The sequence below is a fragment of the Loktanella sp. IMCC34160 genome (assembly GCF_004145845.1).
Taxonomy (GTDB): domain Bacteria; phylum Pseudomonadota; class Alphaproteobacteria; order Rhodobacterales; family Rhodobacteraceae; genus SELP01.
This window is the reverse complement of record NZ_SELP01000005.1, coordinates 1-15848: the sequence shown is the minus strand read 5'-3', so window position 1 is coordinate 15848 and position 15848 is coordinate 1. Positions and strand designations below refer to the sequence as shown.

Sequence of the window (15848 nt, the reverse complement as noted above, 5' to 3'; positions counted from 1 at the left end):
CGCATGACCCTTGAACGTATCAAACCGCATCTGCCCTGGATCACGCTTCTGGCCCTCGTGCTGATCGTTGGCGCGGCAGATTCCAACTTCCTGCGCCCGCAGAACCTGATCTCGATGACTGCGGACATCATGCCGCTGTTCATCATGGCGCTGGGGATGACATTTGCCATCTATATCGGCGGCATCGACCTGTCGGCGCAATCCGTCGCCAATATGACGACGGTCATCGCCACGGTTACCTTGCCGACCCTTGGGATTGGCGCGGCGCTGGTCTGCATCGCCGCCGGTCTGATCTTCGGCGCGATCTCGGGCTATATCACGACAAAGCTGCTGGTGCCGTCCTTCGTCTCGACCCTCGCGGTCGGCGGTGTGGCCTATTCCAGCGCGCAATATCTTTCGGGGCAGCGCGCGCTGTACATGGATGCAGGGCTGCGGGATTCCTCCTTTGGGTGGATGGTTGGCAAGACGGCGGGCATTCCCCATGAAATCCTGGTGGGGCTTGTCCTGCTTCTGGCAATGCTGTTCCTGCAAAGCCGCACGACGTTCGGTCGCGCGCTCAAGGCTGTGGGGGCGGGCGAACTTGCTGCCGTTGCCTCGGGGCTGAACGTCACCCGGATCAAGGTTATCGCCTTTGCCCTGTCGGGCATGCTGGCGGCAATCGCGGGTCTGTTGTTTTCGGTCAAGCTGTCCGGAGGGTCGCCAACCCTGGCCAACGGGTTCCTGTTGCCTGCGATCGTCGCGGTTCTTGTCGGGGGCACGCCGCTGACCGGCGGGGTCGGTGGCGTGGTCAATACGCTGATCGGCACGTTGATCGTGGCGGTGATCCGGTCGTCGATGCTGTACTTCGAGATCGACGCCACGATGCAGCAGATGGTCTTCGGCATCATCCTGATCGTCGCCATCGCCGCAACCATCGACCGCAGCAAATTGCGCGTGGTCAAATAGGAGGCTCGGATGACCGGAACAATGGAGGCTGCCGTTCTTGTCCGTCCCGGGAGGTTCGAGATCCGGCAGCGCCCCATTCCGGCACCGGGCCGGGGAGAGGCGCTGATCCGCATCACCCGGGTCGGGATTTGCGGGACAGACCTGCACATCTTCAACGGCCACTACGCCGCCGAAAGCCTGCCCATGGTGCCCGGCCATGAATTCACCGGGATCATCCATGCGTTGGGAGAGGGCGTGTCCGGTCTGGAGATCGGGTCCAAGGCCGTCGTGGACATGAACATCGGCTGCGGCACCTGCTATTGGTGCCGCCGGAACGAGATCCTCAACTGCCCCGAGATGCAGCAGATGGGGATCACGATGGACGGCGCCTTTGCCGAATACATGGTGGTCCCGGCCCGGCTGGTCATTCCGGCCCCCGCCGAAATCCCGGACGAATTTCTTGCCCTAACCGAACCGCTGGCCTGCGTGGTCCGGGCGGCCCGCAAGGCAAATGTGACCTTCGGCCAGTCTGTCGTGGTCATTGGCGCTGGGCCGATCGGGAACCTGCATGTCCAACTTCTGCGGACAATCGGCGCTGCGCCGATCATCGTGGCAGACACTTCGGCCGAGCGGGTCTCATTGGCGCTGGAGGCGGGCGCCGATGTCGGGGTCAGTGATCCGGCGCAGTTGGAGGAAGCCGTTCTGAAGGCAACCGGCGGTCGCGGCGCGGATATCGTGATCGAAAGTGTTGGCTCGGCAGCCCTTTACGCTCAGGCCAGCCGGCTGATCCGCAAGGGCGGACATATCGCCGCATTCGGTCTGACCGGTCCCGATGCCGAACTTCCCCTGAATATCCTTCAGACGATCCTGCAGGAAAACTCGATCAAGGGGTCCGTGGCCGGGATGGGGCAGGACATGCACGATGCGCTGACCCTTTTAGTACATGGCCGTATCCGGACCGATGCATTCGTTCGGGCCGCCTACCCGTTGGCCCAGATCCAAACGGCCTTTGACACTATCCGCGACAGGCCTGCGGACCTGAAAACCCAAATCGTGGTGGGTTGACAATCCCGCCATTAAATAACCAAATGGTTACATACGCGCGATGCGCGACCCGACGACATGAACGGAGATGAACATGGATCAGGCCAGCAGCAAACTCTCGCCGCCCTCGGCGCCGCGGGAATTCGGTTTTTTCGTGAACGGGAAATCCATCCCGGCCGGTGATCGCGACATCTTTGAACGGGCGTCGCCGGGTCATGGCGTGCCTGTCACGCGTATTCCGAAATGCACCCCGGCGGATCTGGATGCGGCTGTTGCCGCTGCCCGCGCAGCCTTTGACGACCGGCGCTGGTCGGGTCTGAACGGTCAGGCCCGGGCCGCCGTTCTGCTGAAGGCCGGCGCGCTTATCCGCGAACGGGCCGAAGAGATCGCCTATTTCGAAACCCTGGAAAACGGCAAGCCGATCAGCCAGGCGCGGGCCGAAGTGGGCGGCTGTGCCGATATGTTCGAGTATGCCAGCGGACTGGCGCGTAGCTTGCACGGTGACAGCTTCAACAACCTTGGCGATGGGCTGTTCGGGATCGTCACCCGCGAGCCTGTCGGCGTCGTCGGGCTGATCACGCCATGGAATTTCCCGTTCCTGATCCTGTGCGAACGGGTACCCTATATCCTTGCATCCGGGTGCACGATTGTCGCCAAGCCGTCGGAAGTGACCAGCGCCACGACCCTGATCCTTGCCGAAATCCTGACCGAGGCTGGTCTGCCGGACGGTTGCATGAACGTGGTGACCGGATCCGGGTCCACGATCGGGCAGGGCCTGATTGAGCATGTAGACGTGGACATGCTGTCGTTTACGGGGTCCACCGCCGTGGGTCGTCGCGTGGTCGAGGCCGCAGGCCGCACCAATTTCAAGAAACTGGGGCTGGAACTGGGTGGCAAGAACCCGCAGATCGTTTTCGCCGATGCGGATCTTGAAGACGCGGCCGACGGTGTGGCCTTCGGGATCGGGTTCAACACCGGGCAATGCTGCGTGTCCGGATCGCGGCTGATCGTGGAACGGTCGGTTGCCGACAAATTCGCGCAGATGGTTCAGGACAAGTTCGCCAAGGTTCGTGTGGGTGACCCGCTGGACGAGGCGACCCAGGTTGGTGCCATCACCACCGACGCCCAAAATACGACGATCATGTCCTATATTGAGAAAGGGCAGGCAGAGGGCGCGCGCCTGATTTGCGGCGGTGAACAGTTGGACATGGGCCGGGGCCAATACATCGCGCCGGCGCTTTTCGGGGATGTCACCCGCGATATGGCCATTGCGCGCGAAGAGATTTTCGGTCCCGTCCTGACCATCATGCCGTTCGATAGCGTGGAAGAGGCCATCGCCATTGCTAACGATACCGTCTACGGGCTGGCCGCGAGCGTCTGGACCAAGAACATCGACAAGGCGCTGACCGTCACCCGCCGGGTTCAGGCGGGCCGGTTCTGGGTCAACACCACGCTGGCCGGTGGTCCGGAACTGCCGCTGGGCGGGTTCAAGCAATCGGGCTGGGGCCGCGAGGCGGGCAAGTACGGCGTCGAGGAGTACACCCAGATCAAGTCCGTTCACATCGAGATCGGCAAACGCACACCTTGGATCGAATGATGTCACAGGCAGGATATGACTATGTGATCGTTGGGGGCGGATCATCCGGCTGCGTGCTGGCTGCCCGCCTGTCCGAGGACAGCAGTTGCCGCGTGCTGTTGCTTGAAGCGGGCGGCAAGGATAGCCACCCGCTGATCCACATGCCTGTCGGATTTGCCAAGATGACGACGGGCCCGCATACTTGGGGCCTGACCACCGCGCCGCAAAAGCACGCGAACAACCGGGAAATTCCCTACGCCCAGGCCCGCGTGATCGGTGGCGGCTCGTCGATCAACGCCGAGGTCTTTACCCGTGGCAATCCCGCGGACTACGACCGCTGGGCGGAAGAGGAAGGCGCCGAGGGCTGGGCCTTTAAGGACATCAAGAAGTATTTCATCCGCTCCGAAGGCAATACGATCCTGTCCGGCGACTGGCATGGAACCGACGGCGAATTGGGGGTTTCGAACATTCCCGATCCGCAGCGGATGACCCGCGCCTTCGTGCAGTCCTGCCAGGAATATGGCCTGCCCTACAATCCCGACTTCAACGGGGAGACCCAGGAAGGGGCGGGGGCCTATCAGACGACCACCCGCAACGGCAAACGCTGTTCAGCGGCTGTCGGCTATCTGCGCCCCGCAATGAAGCGCCCCAACCTGACGGTCGAGACCGGGTGCCTTGTGCATCGGGTCGTGGTCGAACATGGCCGGGCGACGGGCGTGGACTATTCCCGCAAAGGCGGGGCCCGAACGATGGTCCGGGCCGAGTCCGAGGTGTTGCTGACCGCGGGGGCGATCGGCTCTCCCAAGCTAATGATGCTGTCGGGGCTTGGTCCCGCGGCGCATCTGTCGGACATGGGGATCGACGTGGTGCAGGACTTGCCGGGTGTCGGTGAAAACCTGCACGATCACTTCGGGATCGATATCGTCGCCGAACTGACCGGCCACTATAGCCTCGACAAATACAACAAGTTGCACTGGATGGCCTGGGCGGGGGCGCAATATTACCTGTTCGGGTCCGGTCCGGTCACGTCGAACGTGGTCGAGGGCGGTGCCTTCTGGTACGCGGACAAATCGCAACCCGTCCCCGATCTCCAGTTCCACTTCCTGGCCGGCGCCGGGGCAGAGGCAGGGGTGCCGAGCGTCCCGAAGGGGTCGTCCGGGATCACGCTGAACAGCTATACGCTGCGGCCCAAGGCGCGCGGCACGGTGCGGCTTCGGTCTTCCGATCCTACGGCCCTGCCGATCGTGGACCCGAATTTCCTGGGCCACCCCGATGACCTGAAGACCTCGGTCGAGGGGGTGAAGATCAGCAAGGAAATCTTCAGCCAGCCGAGCCTGCAAAAGTACATACGCCAGATCCGGTTCCCGGATGACAGCGTGAAGACCCAGAAAGACTATGAGGACTACGCGCGGCAGTATGGCCGGACCTCATACCACCCGACTTGCACCTGCAAGATGGGCGCCGACAGCGATCCGATGGCGGTTGTCGATCCGAAATTGCGGGTGCGCGGCATCGACGGGCTGCGGATCTGCGACAGCTCGACCATGCCCAGCCTTGTCGGATCCAACACCAATGCGCCGACGATCATGATCGGCGAAAAGGCCTCTGACATGATCCGCGGCAACCACTAAAGGAATCCTCCCGGAGACCTGGGGCAGCCTACGGGCTGCCCCTTCTTTTTGGGCTAGTCGAAATCGGGGGCGTAGGGCACCAGATCCTTGCCGACGATCCGATACCCGGTGGCCATCATGGCATCGATTCGGGCCAAGTCGATCGAGGACAACGTGAAGTCCATCACGTCAAAGTTCGCGCGGATATTCTCGGGCTTGGTCGACATAGTGTTGATGCTGACCCCCTTCTGCAGAATCCAACGCAACACGACCTGCGCAGCCGACTTGCCATAGCTGGCGCCGATTTCAGCGAAGAGCGGGTATTTGAACACCTCTCCCCGTGCGACCGAACAATAGGACGCAAGCGGGATGCCGGTTTCCGTCGCTGCAGCCAGCAGCTTGCCCTGATCCAGAAGCGGATGGAATTCCACCTGGTTGGTAACCAAAGGCGCATCCACGATCGCCTTTGCGTCGATCATCATCTGAGCGGTGTAGTTTGATACGCCGATGTTGGCCGCAAGCCCAAGGTCATAGGCCTTTTGCAGAAGGCGCAGCGACAGTTTGATATCGCCTCCGGGGGTCGGCCAGTGAAGCAGCAGCACATCGGTCTTGTCGATTTGCAGGTCACGCAGGCTTTGTTCGACGGAAGGGATGAAATCGGCCTCGGAGAAATGCGCGATATCCACCTTGGTCGTGATGCAAAGGTCTTCACGCGCCAGACCGGTCGCCTTGAGCGCGGCCCCGGTATCGGCCTCGTTGCCATACATCTGCGCGGTATCGAAGGCGCGATAGCCGACCTCAGCCGCTGCAAGAACCGCATTGTGCAGTGTTTCACCAGTCAGCGGAAATGTCCCGAAACTGCGCTGAAAGGTTTTCTGAAAATAGATCGACATTCTTCTGTCCTCCTTGACTGGCGTCAGAGTAACCAAAAGGTTACTTAAGGGGAAGCACAAAACAAAGTCCCTTGATCGGCGGCAGAGTTCCAGCCATATTACAAATAACCAGTTAGTTACTCTGGAGTGAAGAATTATGTCCAAGATCCGCACCGCACAGGAAGCTGTGGCCCTCATCAAAAGCGACTCGGTCGTGGCGGTGAATTCGTCAAGTGGCCTGTGCTGCCCGGACGCGGTTCTTGCCGCATTGGGCGAAAGGTTCGACAAGGACGGCCAGCCCCGGAACCTGACGAGCATCCATCCGATCGCAGCCGGGGATATGTTCGGCACCAAGGGCGTCGATCACATTGCCCGCCCCGGGCTACTTTCTAAGATCGTTGGCGGGTCCTACCCCTCTGGCCCGACCAAGGCTGAGCCGCCCCTGATCTGGCAGATGATCGTGGCAGAGCAGGTGAAGGCCTATAACGTTCCCTCCGGGATCATCTTCGACATGCTGCGCGAGGGCGCCTCTAAGCGCCCCGGCGTGCTGACCAAAGTCGGGCTGAAAACATTCGTCGACCCTGATCTTGAAGGCTGCGCGATGAACGCATCGGCCAGGGCAGAACCGATCGTGCGCAAGATGCCGTTCGAGGGTGAAGAGTGGCTCTATTTCAAGTCGATCCAGCCGGATGTGGCGATCATCCGAGCCACCACATCTGACGAACGTGGCAACCTGAGTTTCGAACACGAGGGCGCCTATCTTGGTGCGATGGAAATGGCCCTGGCCGCGCGCAACAACGGCGGGCTGGTCATTGCGCAGGTCAAACGTGTTGCGATGAATGGGTCGATCAAACCCCATGATGTGCGCGTGCCGGGTATCCTCGTGGATGTGGTCGTCGAGGCGCCAGACCAGTTGCAAACTACGGCGACCCCCTTCGATCCCGCCATTTCGGGTGAACTGATCCGGCCACTTGAATCCTTCCGCACGGCGGACTTCAACGTGGGCAAGGTGATCGCGCGTCGGGTCGCGCAAGAGCTTCGCGACGGGTGGGCCGTCAATATCGGGTTTGGCATTTCCGCCAACGTCCCGCGAATCTTCGTGGAAGAGGGGCTGCATGGGTCCGTCACCTGGATGATCGAACAGGGCGCGGTCGGGGGCATCCCGCTTCTTGATTTCAAGTTCGGGTGTTCCGCCAATGCCGAGGCCTTCGTCGCCTCGCCCCATCAGTTCTGCTATTTTCAGGCGGGCGGATTCGATGCCTCGCTTCTGTCGTTCCTTGAGGTCGGGAAGGATGGGTCTGTGAACGTGTCGCGCCTGTCCGCCGTGCCCCACCGCACCGCCGGGGCGGGGGGATTTGTTGACATCACGGCCCGTGCCCGCAAGATCGTTTTCTCAGGCAACTTCAACGCCGGAGCAAAGATGCGGATCGACGATGGCAGGCTGGTCATCGACCAGGAGGGCAAGGTGGCGAAATTCGTGGATGAGGTGGATCAGGTATCCTTCTCGGGTGCCCGCGCGCTGGAACAGGGGCAGGACGTGACCTATGTGACCGAACGCTGCGTTATCCGCCTAATCGAGGGTGCACTGGTCGTGACCGAAGTCGCGCCGGGGCTGGATATCCAGCGCGATGTGCTGGATCAGGCCGCAACCGATCTGCGCGTGGCCGATGACCTGAAAGTCATGGACGCGGCACTGTTCAAACCGGAGCTGATGAACCTGACGCTGGCGTCGACCTGATGTCCTTTCCCGGGTTTCATCTGTCGGCGGACGCGGGGATCGGAGTTCTTCGGATCGACCGAGAGGAAAAGCTGAATGCCTTGGACGCCGCAATGGTGGACGATCTGGGTCGGCTGTGCCGCGAGATCGAGCGGCGCGAGGACATTGGTGTTCTGATTCTGACAGGAACCGGCCGGGCCTTTTGTGCCGGCGGCGACATCCGCGCATGGAGTGGCGAATCCCCCGAGGCGTTCGGCCGACATTGGGTGCGCGACGGCCATGATGCATTCGACCGGCTTGCCCGATTGCGCCAGCCGGTGATCGCCGCGCTGAACGGTCATGCGCTGGGCGGCGGCTTGGAACTTGCCGCCTGCGCCGACTACCGGATCGCCGAGGCACATGTGAAGATCGGCCAGCCAGAGGCCGGGCTGGGCATCATCGCGGGATGGTCGGGGACACAGCGCGCCGTGCGACGCTTTGGTGCCCAACAAGTCCGGCGCATGGCGCTTTTCGGCGATGTCTTGACTGCCCACGAGGCGCAGACAACCGGAATTGTCGACATGGTCGTCGAGACGGGCGGCTCTTTGGATGCGGCCCGGCAACTCGCCGCACGGGTCTTGTCCCGTGGTCCCCTTGCGACAGAGATGACAAAGATGTTGATCAATGCGGCAGAGCGCGAAGAGGTGGGCCGGGTTCTGGAATCCCTTGCCGGTCGCATCGCCGCCGCCAGCGATGAACTGAAGGAAGGCGTTGCCGCCTTTACCGAGAAACGCGCGCCGGACTTCGGCGGGAAAGGACGCTCATGATCCGTCACCTTGTACATCTTCGGTTTCGCCCCGATGTTTCGGAGGCGGAAAAGCAGGCGCTTTACGATCGGCTGGCCGGTCTTTCCGGGCGGATTGACGGTATTCTGGATTTCCAGCATCGGGCGAATGTCTCGGTCGAGACCCCCTTGGTTCGGGGCTTTCTGGACATGTTCTGGTTCGATTTCCGCGATGTTTCGGTCCGGGACGCCTATCTGGTGGACGAGGTGCATCAGGCCATCGGCGCCGATATCGTGGCGGCGCTGCAGGGCGGGGCCGAGGGCGTGTTCGTCTGCGACGTTGAGATCTGATGACCCCTGACGACAAGACCTTTCTGACCGGGCTGTTCGACGCGGCCGTTGCGGCAGCTGACCCGGCGCAGGCCCTGCGCCCGCATCTGCCCGCACGGCCAAAGGGCCGGGTCATTGTCGTCGGCGCGGGCAAGGGCGCGGCGCAGCTGGCCGCCGCCTTCGAGGAACTGTGGGATGGGCCGGTCGAAGGGGTTGTGGTGACCCGATACGGCTATGCCGCGCCTTGCCGGCATATCCGGGTGATGGAGGCAGCGCATCCGGTGCCGGATGCGGCGGGGCTGGCGGCCAGCGCGGCCCTGATGCAGGCGGTTTCGAACCTGACGGCGGACGATCTGGTCGTGGCGCTGGTCTGCGGCGGCGGATCGGCGCTCTTGCCTATGCCTGCCGACGGTCTGACCCTTCAGGACGAACAGGATCTGAACGCGGCGCTTCTCGCCTCCGGTGCGCCGATCGGGGTGATGAACGCGATCCGCAAGCATGTGAGCGGGATCAAGGGCGGGCGGCTGGCCTTGGCGGCCCATCCGGCAAAGGTGGTCACGTTGGTGGTCTCGGATGTGCCCGGCGACGACCCGGCCGAGGTGGCCTCTGGCCCGACGGTCCCGTCACGGGTGTCGCTGGAGGACACGCTGGCGATGATCCGCAACCGGGGCATCGCCCTGCCGCCCGCGATCACCGTGCATCTGGCCAGGGGGCAGGGGGCGCCGCGCCCCGACGATCCGCGTCTGGCCGGTCACGAGGTTCGGGTCATCGCGTCGGCCCGGCTGTCGCTAGAGGCCGCGGCCGCCCGGGCCGAGGCCGCGGGCATCCCCGCCGTGATCCTGTCCGACGCGATCGAGGGCGAGGCGCGGGATGTGGGGCTGGTCCATGCGGCCATCGCCCGCGAGGTGGCGGCGCGTGGCCGCCCCTTTGCCGCGCCGGTGGTGATTCTGTCGGGCGGCGAAACCACCGTGACCCTGCGGGGCAGCGGCGGCCGGGGCGGGCGCAACACCGAGTTCTTGCTGTCCTTTGCGGGAGCCATTGACGGGCAGGGTGGGATCGTGGCCCTCGCCGCTGATACAGATGGGATCGACGGGTCGGAAGACAACGCAGGGGCCTTCGCCGACGGAGCCAGCGCGGCACGGATGCGGACCGCCGGGGTCGATCCTGTCGCCGCGCTTCAGGGCAATGACGCTTGGGGCGCGTTCGACGCCGCCGGGGACATCTTCGCCCCCGGACCCACCGGAACCAACATTAACGATTTTCGCGCGATCCTGATCCGTCAGGTGTAGATCATCAGGCGGTTTTGCCCGCGCTGCACGGTCACACCATCCTGATTGGTCACGTCGAAATCCAACGTCGCGATCCCCCGATCCTGACGGGATGTCTGGCGCAGTCCGGTGACAGTGATCCGCGCCGTGATCGTGTTACCCACCAGCACCGGTGCCTGAAACCGCCAGTCCCAGCCGAGCGAGGCAATCGCATCGAACTGCGCCGGGGTCTGGTTCTTGAGCCCGTCGACAACCGACAGGACAAGAAGGCCGTGCGCCACACGGTCGGCAAAACCGTGCCGCGCGGCAGCGTCCCGATCCATGTGGATCTCGAACCGGTCGCCGGTCTGATCGGCGAAACCGTCAATCATCGCTGTAGTGATCTGTCGGGAACCGGTTTCAATCCGGTCCCCGACCTGAAGCTGGGCGAGCCGATATCGGCCCGGCCCAAGAAGGCGCCCTTCGTCGGTCACACAGGAACCGGCGCGTCTTCGCGCAGCAGCCCCTTCGCCTTGAGGTCCGCCCAGAACTCGACCGGGATCGGGTGGCTGAACCAGTCCAGGTTCTGTTGCAGCTGTTCGACGGTCCGGGTGCCCGCCATGAAGGTCGGGATCGCCGGGTGTGCCACGACGAACTGCAGCGCCGCAGCGGGCAGGGGAACGTTGTAGTCGGCGCAAACGGCCTCGATCCGGCGAACCCGGTCCATGATCTCGGCAGGGGCAGGGGCGTAGTTGTATTTCGCGCCCTCTTTCGCGCCCGTGGCCAGAATGCCCGAGTTGAAGCCGCCGCCGACGACAACCGCCGCGCCGCGCTCCTCGCAAAGCGGGAGGAACTTGTCGAGCGCCGCTTGCTCGAGCAGGGTGTATCGCCCGGCCAGCAGGAAGCAGTCGAAGTCACGCCGTTCAAGCGCGGCATGGCAGACTTCCCATTCGTTGACGCCGACGCCGATGGCCTTGACCACCCCTTGGTCGCGCAGGTCGGAAAGCGCGCGCCAGGCTCCATCCATCGCCTGTTCGAAAACTTCGGGCTGTTCGGACCCGCGGGTGAACACGTCGATATCGTGGATAAAGCAGATATCCATCCGTTCGAGGTTCAAGCGCTGCAGACTGTCTTCGAAGGACCGCATGGTGCCGTCATAGGAATAGTCGAAATGCATCGTGAATCGCCCGGCGTTGGTCCAAGGGGCGTAGTCGATATCGGCCTTGCGGGCGGGTTTCAGGATTCGGCCCACCTTGGACGACAGGACGAAATCATCGCGGTTCTTCCAGCGCAGGGAATGGCCGGCGCGCAATTCGGACAGCCCGTGCCCATACATCGGCGCGGTATCGAAATAGCGGACGCCCTGATTCCAGGCCTCCTGGATCATCGCATCCGAGGTTTCTTCGTCGATTTCACGGAAAATATTGCCGATCGGGGCCGTTCCGAAGCCGAACGGAGTAACCTCCAGATCGACGCGACCGAATTTGACCTTGCTGTCGGGTGTCATGGCTTGCCTCCCAATATGTAACTAGTTAGTTATATAGACACAGGGAGGGTCGCCGATCAAGTCCTCCAGTCTTGACCCGGCGCGGAATCAAACTTACAAGTAACCATCTGGTTACCGGAGGAGCCAATGTATCTGACTGAGATGCACCAGCAGGTGCGGGACATGACCCGGCAATTCGCCAACGAGGTTATCCGCCCTGCCGCAGAAGAACTGGACCGCGAAGAGCGGTTCCCGGCTGAAATCTATGACCAGATGGCCGAGTTGGGCCTGTTCGGCATCTGTGTCCCCGAAGAAATGGGCGGGCCGGGGTTTGACACCGTGACCTATGCGCTGGTCATGGAAGAGCTGTCGCGCGGCTATGCTTCGATTGCGGACCAATGCGGGCTGGTCGAGTTGATCTCGACACTTCTGTCGCGGCATGGGACCGATGCGCAGCGGGCGGAATGGTTGCCCGGGGTTCTCTCTGCGAAAACCCGTGTTGCCTATTGCATCACGGAACCCGAAGCTGGCACCGATGTGTCCGGTATCCGTACCGAAGCCCTGCGCGATGGCGACGGGTGGGTGCTGAACGGTGGCAAGATCTGGATTCACAATGCACCCGTTGCGGACGTGGGGTTTGTGCTGGCCCGAACCGACAAGGACGCCGGCCATCGCGGCATGTCCATTTTCATCGTTGACCTGCATGCCGCCGGCGTGAGCCGCGGCCCCAAGGAGCACAAGATGGGCCAGCGGGCCAGTCAGGTCGGGCCACTGACCTTTGACGAGGTGCGGCTGCCCGCGACGGCCCTGCTGGGGCAGGAAGGCCGCGGATTTCACATGATGATGAGCGTGCTGGACAAGGGCCGCGTCGGCATCGGCGCATTGGCGGTCGGCATCGCGCAGGCCGGGCTGGAGGCGGCTGTCGACTATGCCGCGCAGCGCAAGCAGTTCAAGAAACCCATTGCAGAGTTTCAGGGCGTTCAGTGGCTTCTGGCCGACATCGCCAAGGACGTCGAAGCGGCACGGTTGCTGGTGCACAGCGCCGCCTCGAAGATCGACCTCGGCGCCGACGCGACCAAGGCCTGTTCGATCGCGAAATGCTTTGCCGGGGACATGGCGGTCCAGCGGACGGCGGACGCGGTGCAGGTTTTCGGCGGCTCCGGCTATATCCGTGGGTTCGAGGTGGAACGGCTCTATCGGGACGCGAAAATCACGCAAATTTATGAAGGCACCAACCAGATCCAGCGCATGATCATCGCGCGCGAACTGTTGTCCAAAGGGGCGCAGTCATGACTAGGAACGTCGCCCTTGTCACCGGTTCCAGCCGGGGAATTGGCTTTGCCGCCGCTGTCGAATTGGCGCGTGAAGGTTTTGCGGTCGCGATCAACGGTCCTGCGGACGACGATGAATTGCGCGGTGCAGTCGAGCGGATCCGGGCCGAAGGCGTCCCGGTCTTCGCCGCCCCCTTCGATGTGACAGACCTTGCCGCACATGATCGGGTTCTGGGCGAGATCGAGGTCGCGCTTGGCCCCCTGACCACCCTTGTCAACAACGCGGGTGTGGGTGTCATGCAGCGCGGTGACCCGCTAGAGGTGTCCGAGGCCAGCTATGACCGCTGCCTTGCGGTGAATACCAAGGCGATGTTCTTCCTGACCCAGGCCTTTGCCCGTCGGCTGTTGCGCCGGGACCGGAACCCTGACCTGTTCCACGCCGTCGTCAACGTGACGTCCTCGAACGCGGTCGCGGTGGCCGAACCCCGGTCGGAATACTGTGTGTCCAAGGCCGCGGCGGCAATGGCGTCCAAGGCATGGGCGGTGCGGCTGGGGCGCGAAAACATTGCCGTCTACGACGTGCAGCCCGGTCTGATCGCAACCGATATGACCGCCCCGGTGATCGCGCAATACGAACAGCGGGCCAAGGATGGGTTGACGCTGATCCCCCGCGTTGGCCAGCCCGAGGATATGGGTCGGATCATCGCCTCGCTCGCCTCGGGCAAACTTCCCTACACAACCGGACAGGCGATTTCGGCGGATGCCGGTTTGCTTGTTCCCCGCTTCTGAAAGGACAGTCGATGAAGATCGCCTTGCCCGACACCTCCGGTCGTCTGACGGACTATCACCTGCGCGGCGAACCGGTCCCGCAAACCGCAATGCCGTCCAACCCGGCTCGCATCGTCTACTCGGCTGCCCATGTGGTGGCCGACCCGTTCACGGCCAATGATCCCAGCGGCGCGGCGAGCATCGATTGGGACAAGACAATGGCCTTCCGCCATTACCTGCACGGTTTGGGGATGGGGATCGCCGAAGCCATGGATACGGCGCAACGCGGCATGGGGCTCGACTGGTCCGGGGCGCTGGAACTGATCCGGCGGACCCGGTCCGACCTGCCCGACGCTTTGGTGGCGAACGGATGCGGCACCGACCATCTGGACCCGGTCCTTGCCAATACCGTCGATGACGTCAAGCGGGCCTATATGGAGCAACTGGAGGCCATCCAGGCGCTTGATGCACGGGTGATCCTCATGGCCAGTCGGGCGATGGCCCGCGTGGCCCGTAGCCCCAAAGACTATGTCACGCTCTATTCCGACCTGCTCAACGCCTGTGATCATCCGGCAATCCTGCACTGGCTTGGGGATATGTTCGATCCGGCGCTGGCCGGATACTGGGGCGGCGACAGTTTCGAAGGCGCACTGGAAACCGTGGTCGAGATCATCGAGGCGAATGCCGACAAGGTTGACGGCATCAAGATCTCGCTGCTGGACAAGGACAAAGAGATCATCCTGCGGCGGCGTCTGCCTGCGGGCGTGAAGATGTATACCGGGGACGATTTCAACTACCCGGAACTGATCGAAGGGGACGAGCAGGGGTTTTCCCATGCGCTACTCGGGATATTCGACCCCTTGGCGCCCGCTGCGGCCCATGCGGTGACGCAACTGGGGAACGGCGATGCCGCGGGGTTCCGGGCCACCCTCGACCCGACGGTTCCGCTGGCACGGCTGATCTTCCGGGCGCCGACCCAATACTACAAGACAGGGGTGGTCTTCCTTGCCTGGCTCAACGGGTTCCAGGACCACTTCATCATGCTGAACGGGGCGCAGGCGACACGGCCGCTGCCCTATTTCACCGAGGTCTTCCGGCTGGCCGACGGCTGTGGGCTGCTGCGTGATCCCGACATGGCTGTCGGGCGGATGAAGAAACTTCTGGCGCTTTACGGCGTGGACTGATGCGCGATTTCTCGAACGATCATTCGGCGCTTGCGCTGAATACCGCGACGCTGGGGCACAATCTGCCCGGGCGCGGGGCAGGGTGGTCCCCCGAGCAGGTGATCGACGCCTGCGCCGCCCGCGGCTATGGCGGGATCGTGTTCTGGCAGCGCGAGTTAGGACGCGCCGCGGCCCAAATCGGCGACCGGGTGCGGGCCGCCGGGATGGAGGTGACCGGCCTGTGCCGCACCCCCTATCTGACCGGGTCCGAGGCCGGAACTGATGCGGCAGTGACCGAAAGCATCGACACCGCCGCGGCGTTGGGGGCGCCCGTCCTGACCATCGTGACCGGCGGAACCGAACTGGGCAGCAAGGGGTTGGACGATAGTCGCAAACGGCTGGCCGAGCGGGTCGCACACCATGCGGACCATGCCGCCGCCTGCGGCGTGTCATTGGCGCTTGAACCGCTGAACCCAATGTTCGGCGGTAACCGGACCTGCATTTTCACCGTGCGGGACGCGCTGGATATCTGCGACATGGTCGGCAAGGACAATGTCGGGATTGCCGTCGATGTCTATCATGTCTGGTGGGATACGACCTTGGCCGAAAGCCTGCTGGCGGCCTCCGGCCACATCCTTGGCTACCACCTGTGCGACTGGCTGGAAAACACCCGGGACATGCTGCTGGATCGCGGCATGATGGGCGATGGGGTCGCCGATCTGAAGGGCATTCGCGCCGCCGTGGAAGCGGCCGGCTACAACGGAAAATGCGAGGTCGAAATCTTCTCGGCCGTTGACTGGTGGGCCCGGTCCCCGGACGAGGTTCTGGACGTCATCGTCGACCGGTTCCGCTCCTGCTGCTGAAATCGAAAGGAAAGGCTTATGAAGGTCTTGGTGCCTGTGAAGCGCGTGATCGACTACAACGTGAAGGTTCGTGTTAAGGCGGACGGTACGGGTGTTGATCTTGCCAATGTGAAGATGTCGATGAACCCGTTCGACGAGATTGCGGTTGAAGAGGCGATCCGTCTGAAGGAAGCGGGCAAGGCCGAGGAGGTCGTTGCGGTTTCGATCGGCGTGA

General features: G+C 63.0%; 15 protein-coding genes and 1 pseudogene. 13 read left to right on the top strand and 3 right to left on the bottom strand.

All coding sequences use genetic code 11. The annotated features are described in order from the left end of the window. Nucleotides 1-3: 3 nt before the first annotated feature. From EU803_RS13685 to EU803_RS13670, 4 genes are all read left to right on the top strand, one after another. Nucleotides 4-945, top strand: a complete 942-nt coding sequence (locus EU803_RS13685) for an ABC transporter permease (protein WP_129683785.1) — start codon at nt 4-6, stop codon at nt 943-945. 9 nt (nt 946-954) lie between these two features. Further along, on the top strand, nt 955-1989 hold the full coding sequence (locus EU803_RS13680) for an alcohol dehydrogenase catalytic domain-containing protein (RefSeq protein WP_207209207.1): 1035 nt from the start codon (nt 955-957) through the stop codon (nt 1987-1989). 73 nt (nt 1990-2062) lie between these two features. Beyond that, nucleotides 2063-3565 carry an aldehyde dehydrogenase family protein gene (locus EU803_RS13675; RefSeq protein ID WP_129683783.1) on the top strand — a complete coding sequence of 501 codons (1503 nt, stop codon included), beginning with the start codon at nt 2063-2065 and terminating at the stop codon, nt 3563-3565. After that, on the top strand, nt 3565-5175 hold the full coding sequence (locus EU803_RS13670) for a GMC family oxidoreductase N-terminal domain-containing protein (RefSeq protein ID WP_129683781.1): 1611 nt from the start codon (nt 3565-3567) through the stop codon (nt 5173-5175). Before EU803_RS13675 ends, EU803_RS13670 begins: the two co-directional genes overlap by 1 nt. Before the next feature lie 53 nt (nt 5176-5228). Here the strand turns inward: EU803_RS13670 and EU803_RS13665 are convergent, their stop codons facing one another. Next, nucleotides 5229-6047 (bottom strand): aldo/keto reductase, encoded by an 819-nt coding sequence (locus EU803_RS13665; protein ID WP_129683779.1) that lies wholly within the window; start codon nt 6045-6047, stop codon nt 5229-5231. 136 nt (nt 6048-6183) lie between these two features. On the opposite strand from EU803_RS13665, the gene EU803_RS13660 reads away from it, so the two are divergent. From EU803_RS13660 to EU803_RS13645, 4 genes are read left to right on the top strand one after another with little or no spacing between them, the layout of a single operon-like run. After that, nucleotides 6184-7764 (top strand): acyl CoA:acetate/3-ketoacid CoA transferase, encoded by a 1581-nt coding sequence (locus EU803_RS13660; protein WP_129683777.1) that lies wholly within the window; start codon nt 6184-6186, stop codon nt 7762-7764. After that, on the top strand, nt 7764-8549 hold the full coding sequence (locus EU803_RS13655; RefSeq protein WP_129683775.1) for an enoyl-CoA hydratase/isomerase family protein: 786 nt from the start codon (nt 7764-7766) through the stop codon (nt 8547-8549). The genes EU803_RS13660 and EU803_RS13655 overlap by 1 nt, the downstream gene beginning before the upstream one ends. Beyond that, nucleotides 8546-8857, top strand: coding sequence for a Dabb family protein (locus EU803_RS13650; protein WP_129683773.1), 312 nt, complete (start codon nt 8546-8548; stop codon nt 8855-8857). Before EU803_RS13655 ends, EU803_RS13650 begins: the two co-directional genes overlap by 4 nt. Continuing rightward, a complete protein-coding gene (locus tag EU803_RS13645; protein WP_129683771.1) occupies nt 8857-10125 on the top strand; it encodes a glycerate kinase in 1269 nt (422 codons plus the stop codon). The genes EU803_RS13650 and EU803_RS13645 overlap by 1 nt, the downstream gene beginning before the upstream one ends. On the opposite strand, the gene EU803_RS13640 is transcribed toward EU803_RS13645, so the two are convergent. Then, nucleotides 10116-10577 (bottom strand): MaoC/PaaZ C-terminal domain-containing protein, encoded by a 462-nt coding sequence (locus tag EU803_RS13640; RefSeq protein ID WP_129683769.1) that lies wholly within the window; start codon nt 10575-10577, stop codon nt 10116-10118. The genes EU803_RS13645 and EU803_RS13640 overlap by 10 nt on opposite strands. Further along, the gene (locus tag EU803_RS13635) at nt 10574-11590 is read right to left on the bottom strand and encodes an aldo/keto reductase (protein WP_129683767.1); all 1017 of its coding nucleotides are present in this window, start codon (nt 11588-11590) and stop codon (nt 10574-10576) included. The genes EU803_RS13640 and EU803_RS13635 overlap by 4 nt, the downstream gene beginning before the upstream one ends. A 126-nt stretch (nt 11591-11716) precedes the next feature. Here EU803_RS13635 and EU803_RS13630 point away from each other — a divergent pair, with 126 nt between their 5' ends. The 5 genes and pseudogenes from EU803_RS13630 to EU803_RS13610 form a co-directional block, all read left to right on the top strand. Further along, nucleotides 11717-12862, top strand: a complete 1146-nt coding sequence (locus tag EU803_RS13630; protein WP_129683765.1) for an acyl-CoA dehydrogenase family protein — start codon at nt 11717-11719, stop codon at nt 12860-12862. Further along, nucleotides 12859-13629, top strand: a complete 771-nt coding sequence (locus EU803_RS13625; protein WP_129683764.1) for a 3-ketoacyl-ACP reductase — start codon at nt 12859-12861, stop codon at nt 13627-13629. The genes EU803_RS13630 and EU803_RS13625 overlap by 4 nt, the downstream gene beginning before the upstream one ends. An 11-nt stretch (nt 13630-13640) precedes the next feature. Beyond that, entirely contained in the window at nt 13641-14792 is a 1152-nt protein-coding gene (locus EU803_RS13620) for a dihydrodipicolinate synthase family protein (protein ID WP_129683762.1), read from the top strand. After that, a complete protein-coding gene (locus EU803_RS13615) occupies nt 14792-15634 on the top strand; it encodes a sugar phosphate isomerase/epimerase family protein (protein ID WP_129683760.1) in 843 nt (280 codons plus the stop codon). Before EU803_RS13620 ends, EU803_RS13615 begins: the two co-directional genes overlap by 1 nt. Before the next feature lie 18 nt (nt 15635-15652). Further along, nucleotides 15653-15848: pseudogene (locus EU803_RS13610) on the top strand (electron transfer flavoprotein subunit beta/FixA family protein); the annotation flags it as partial.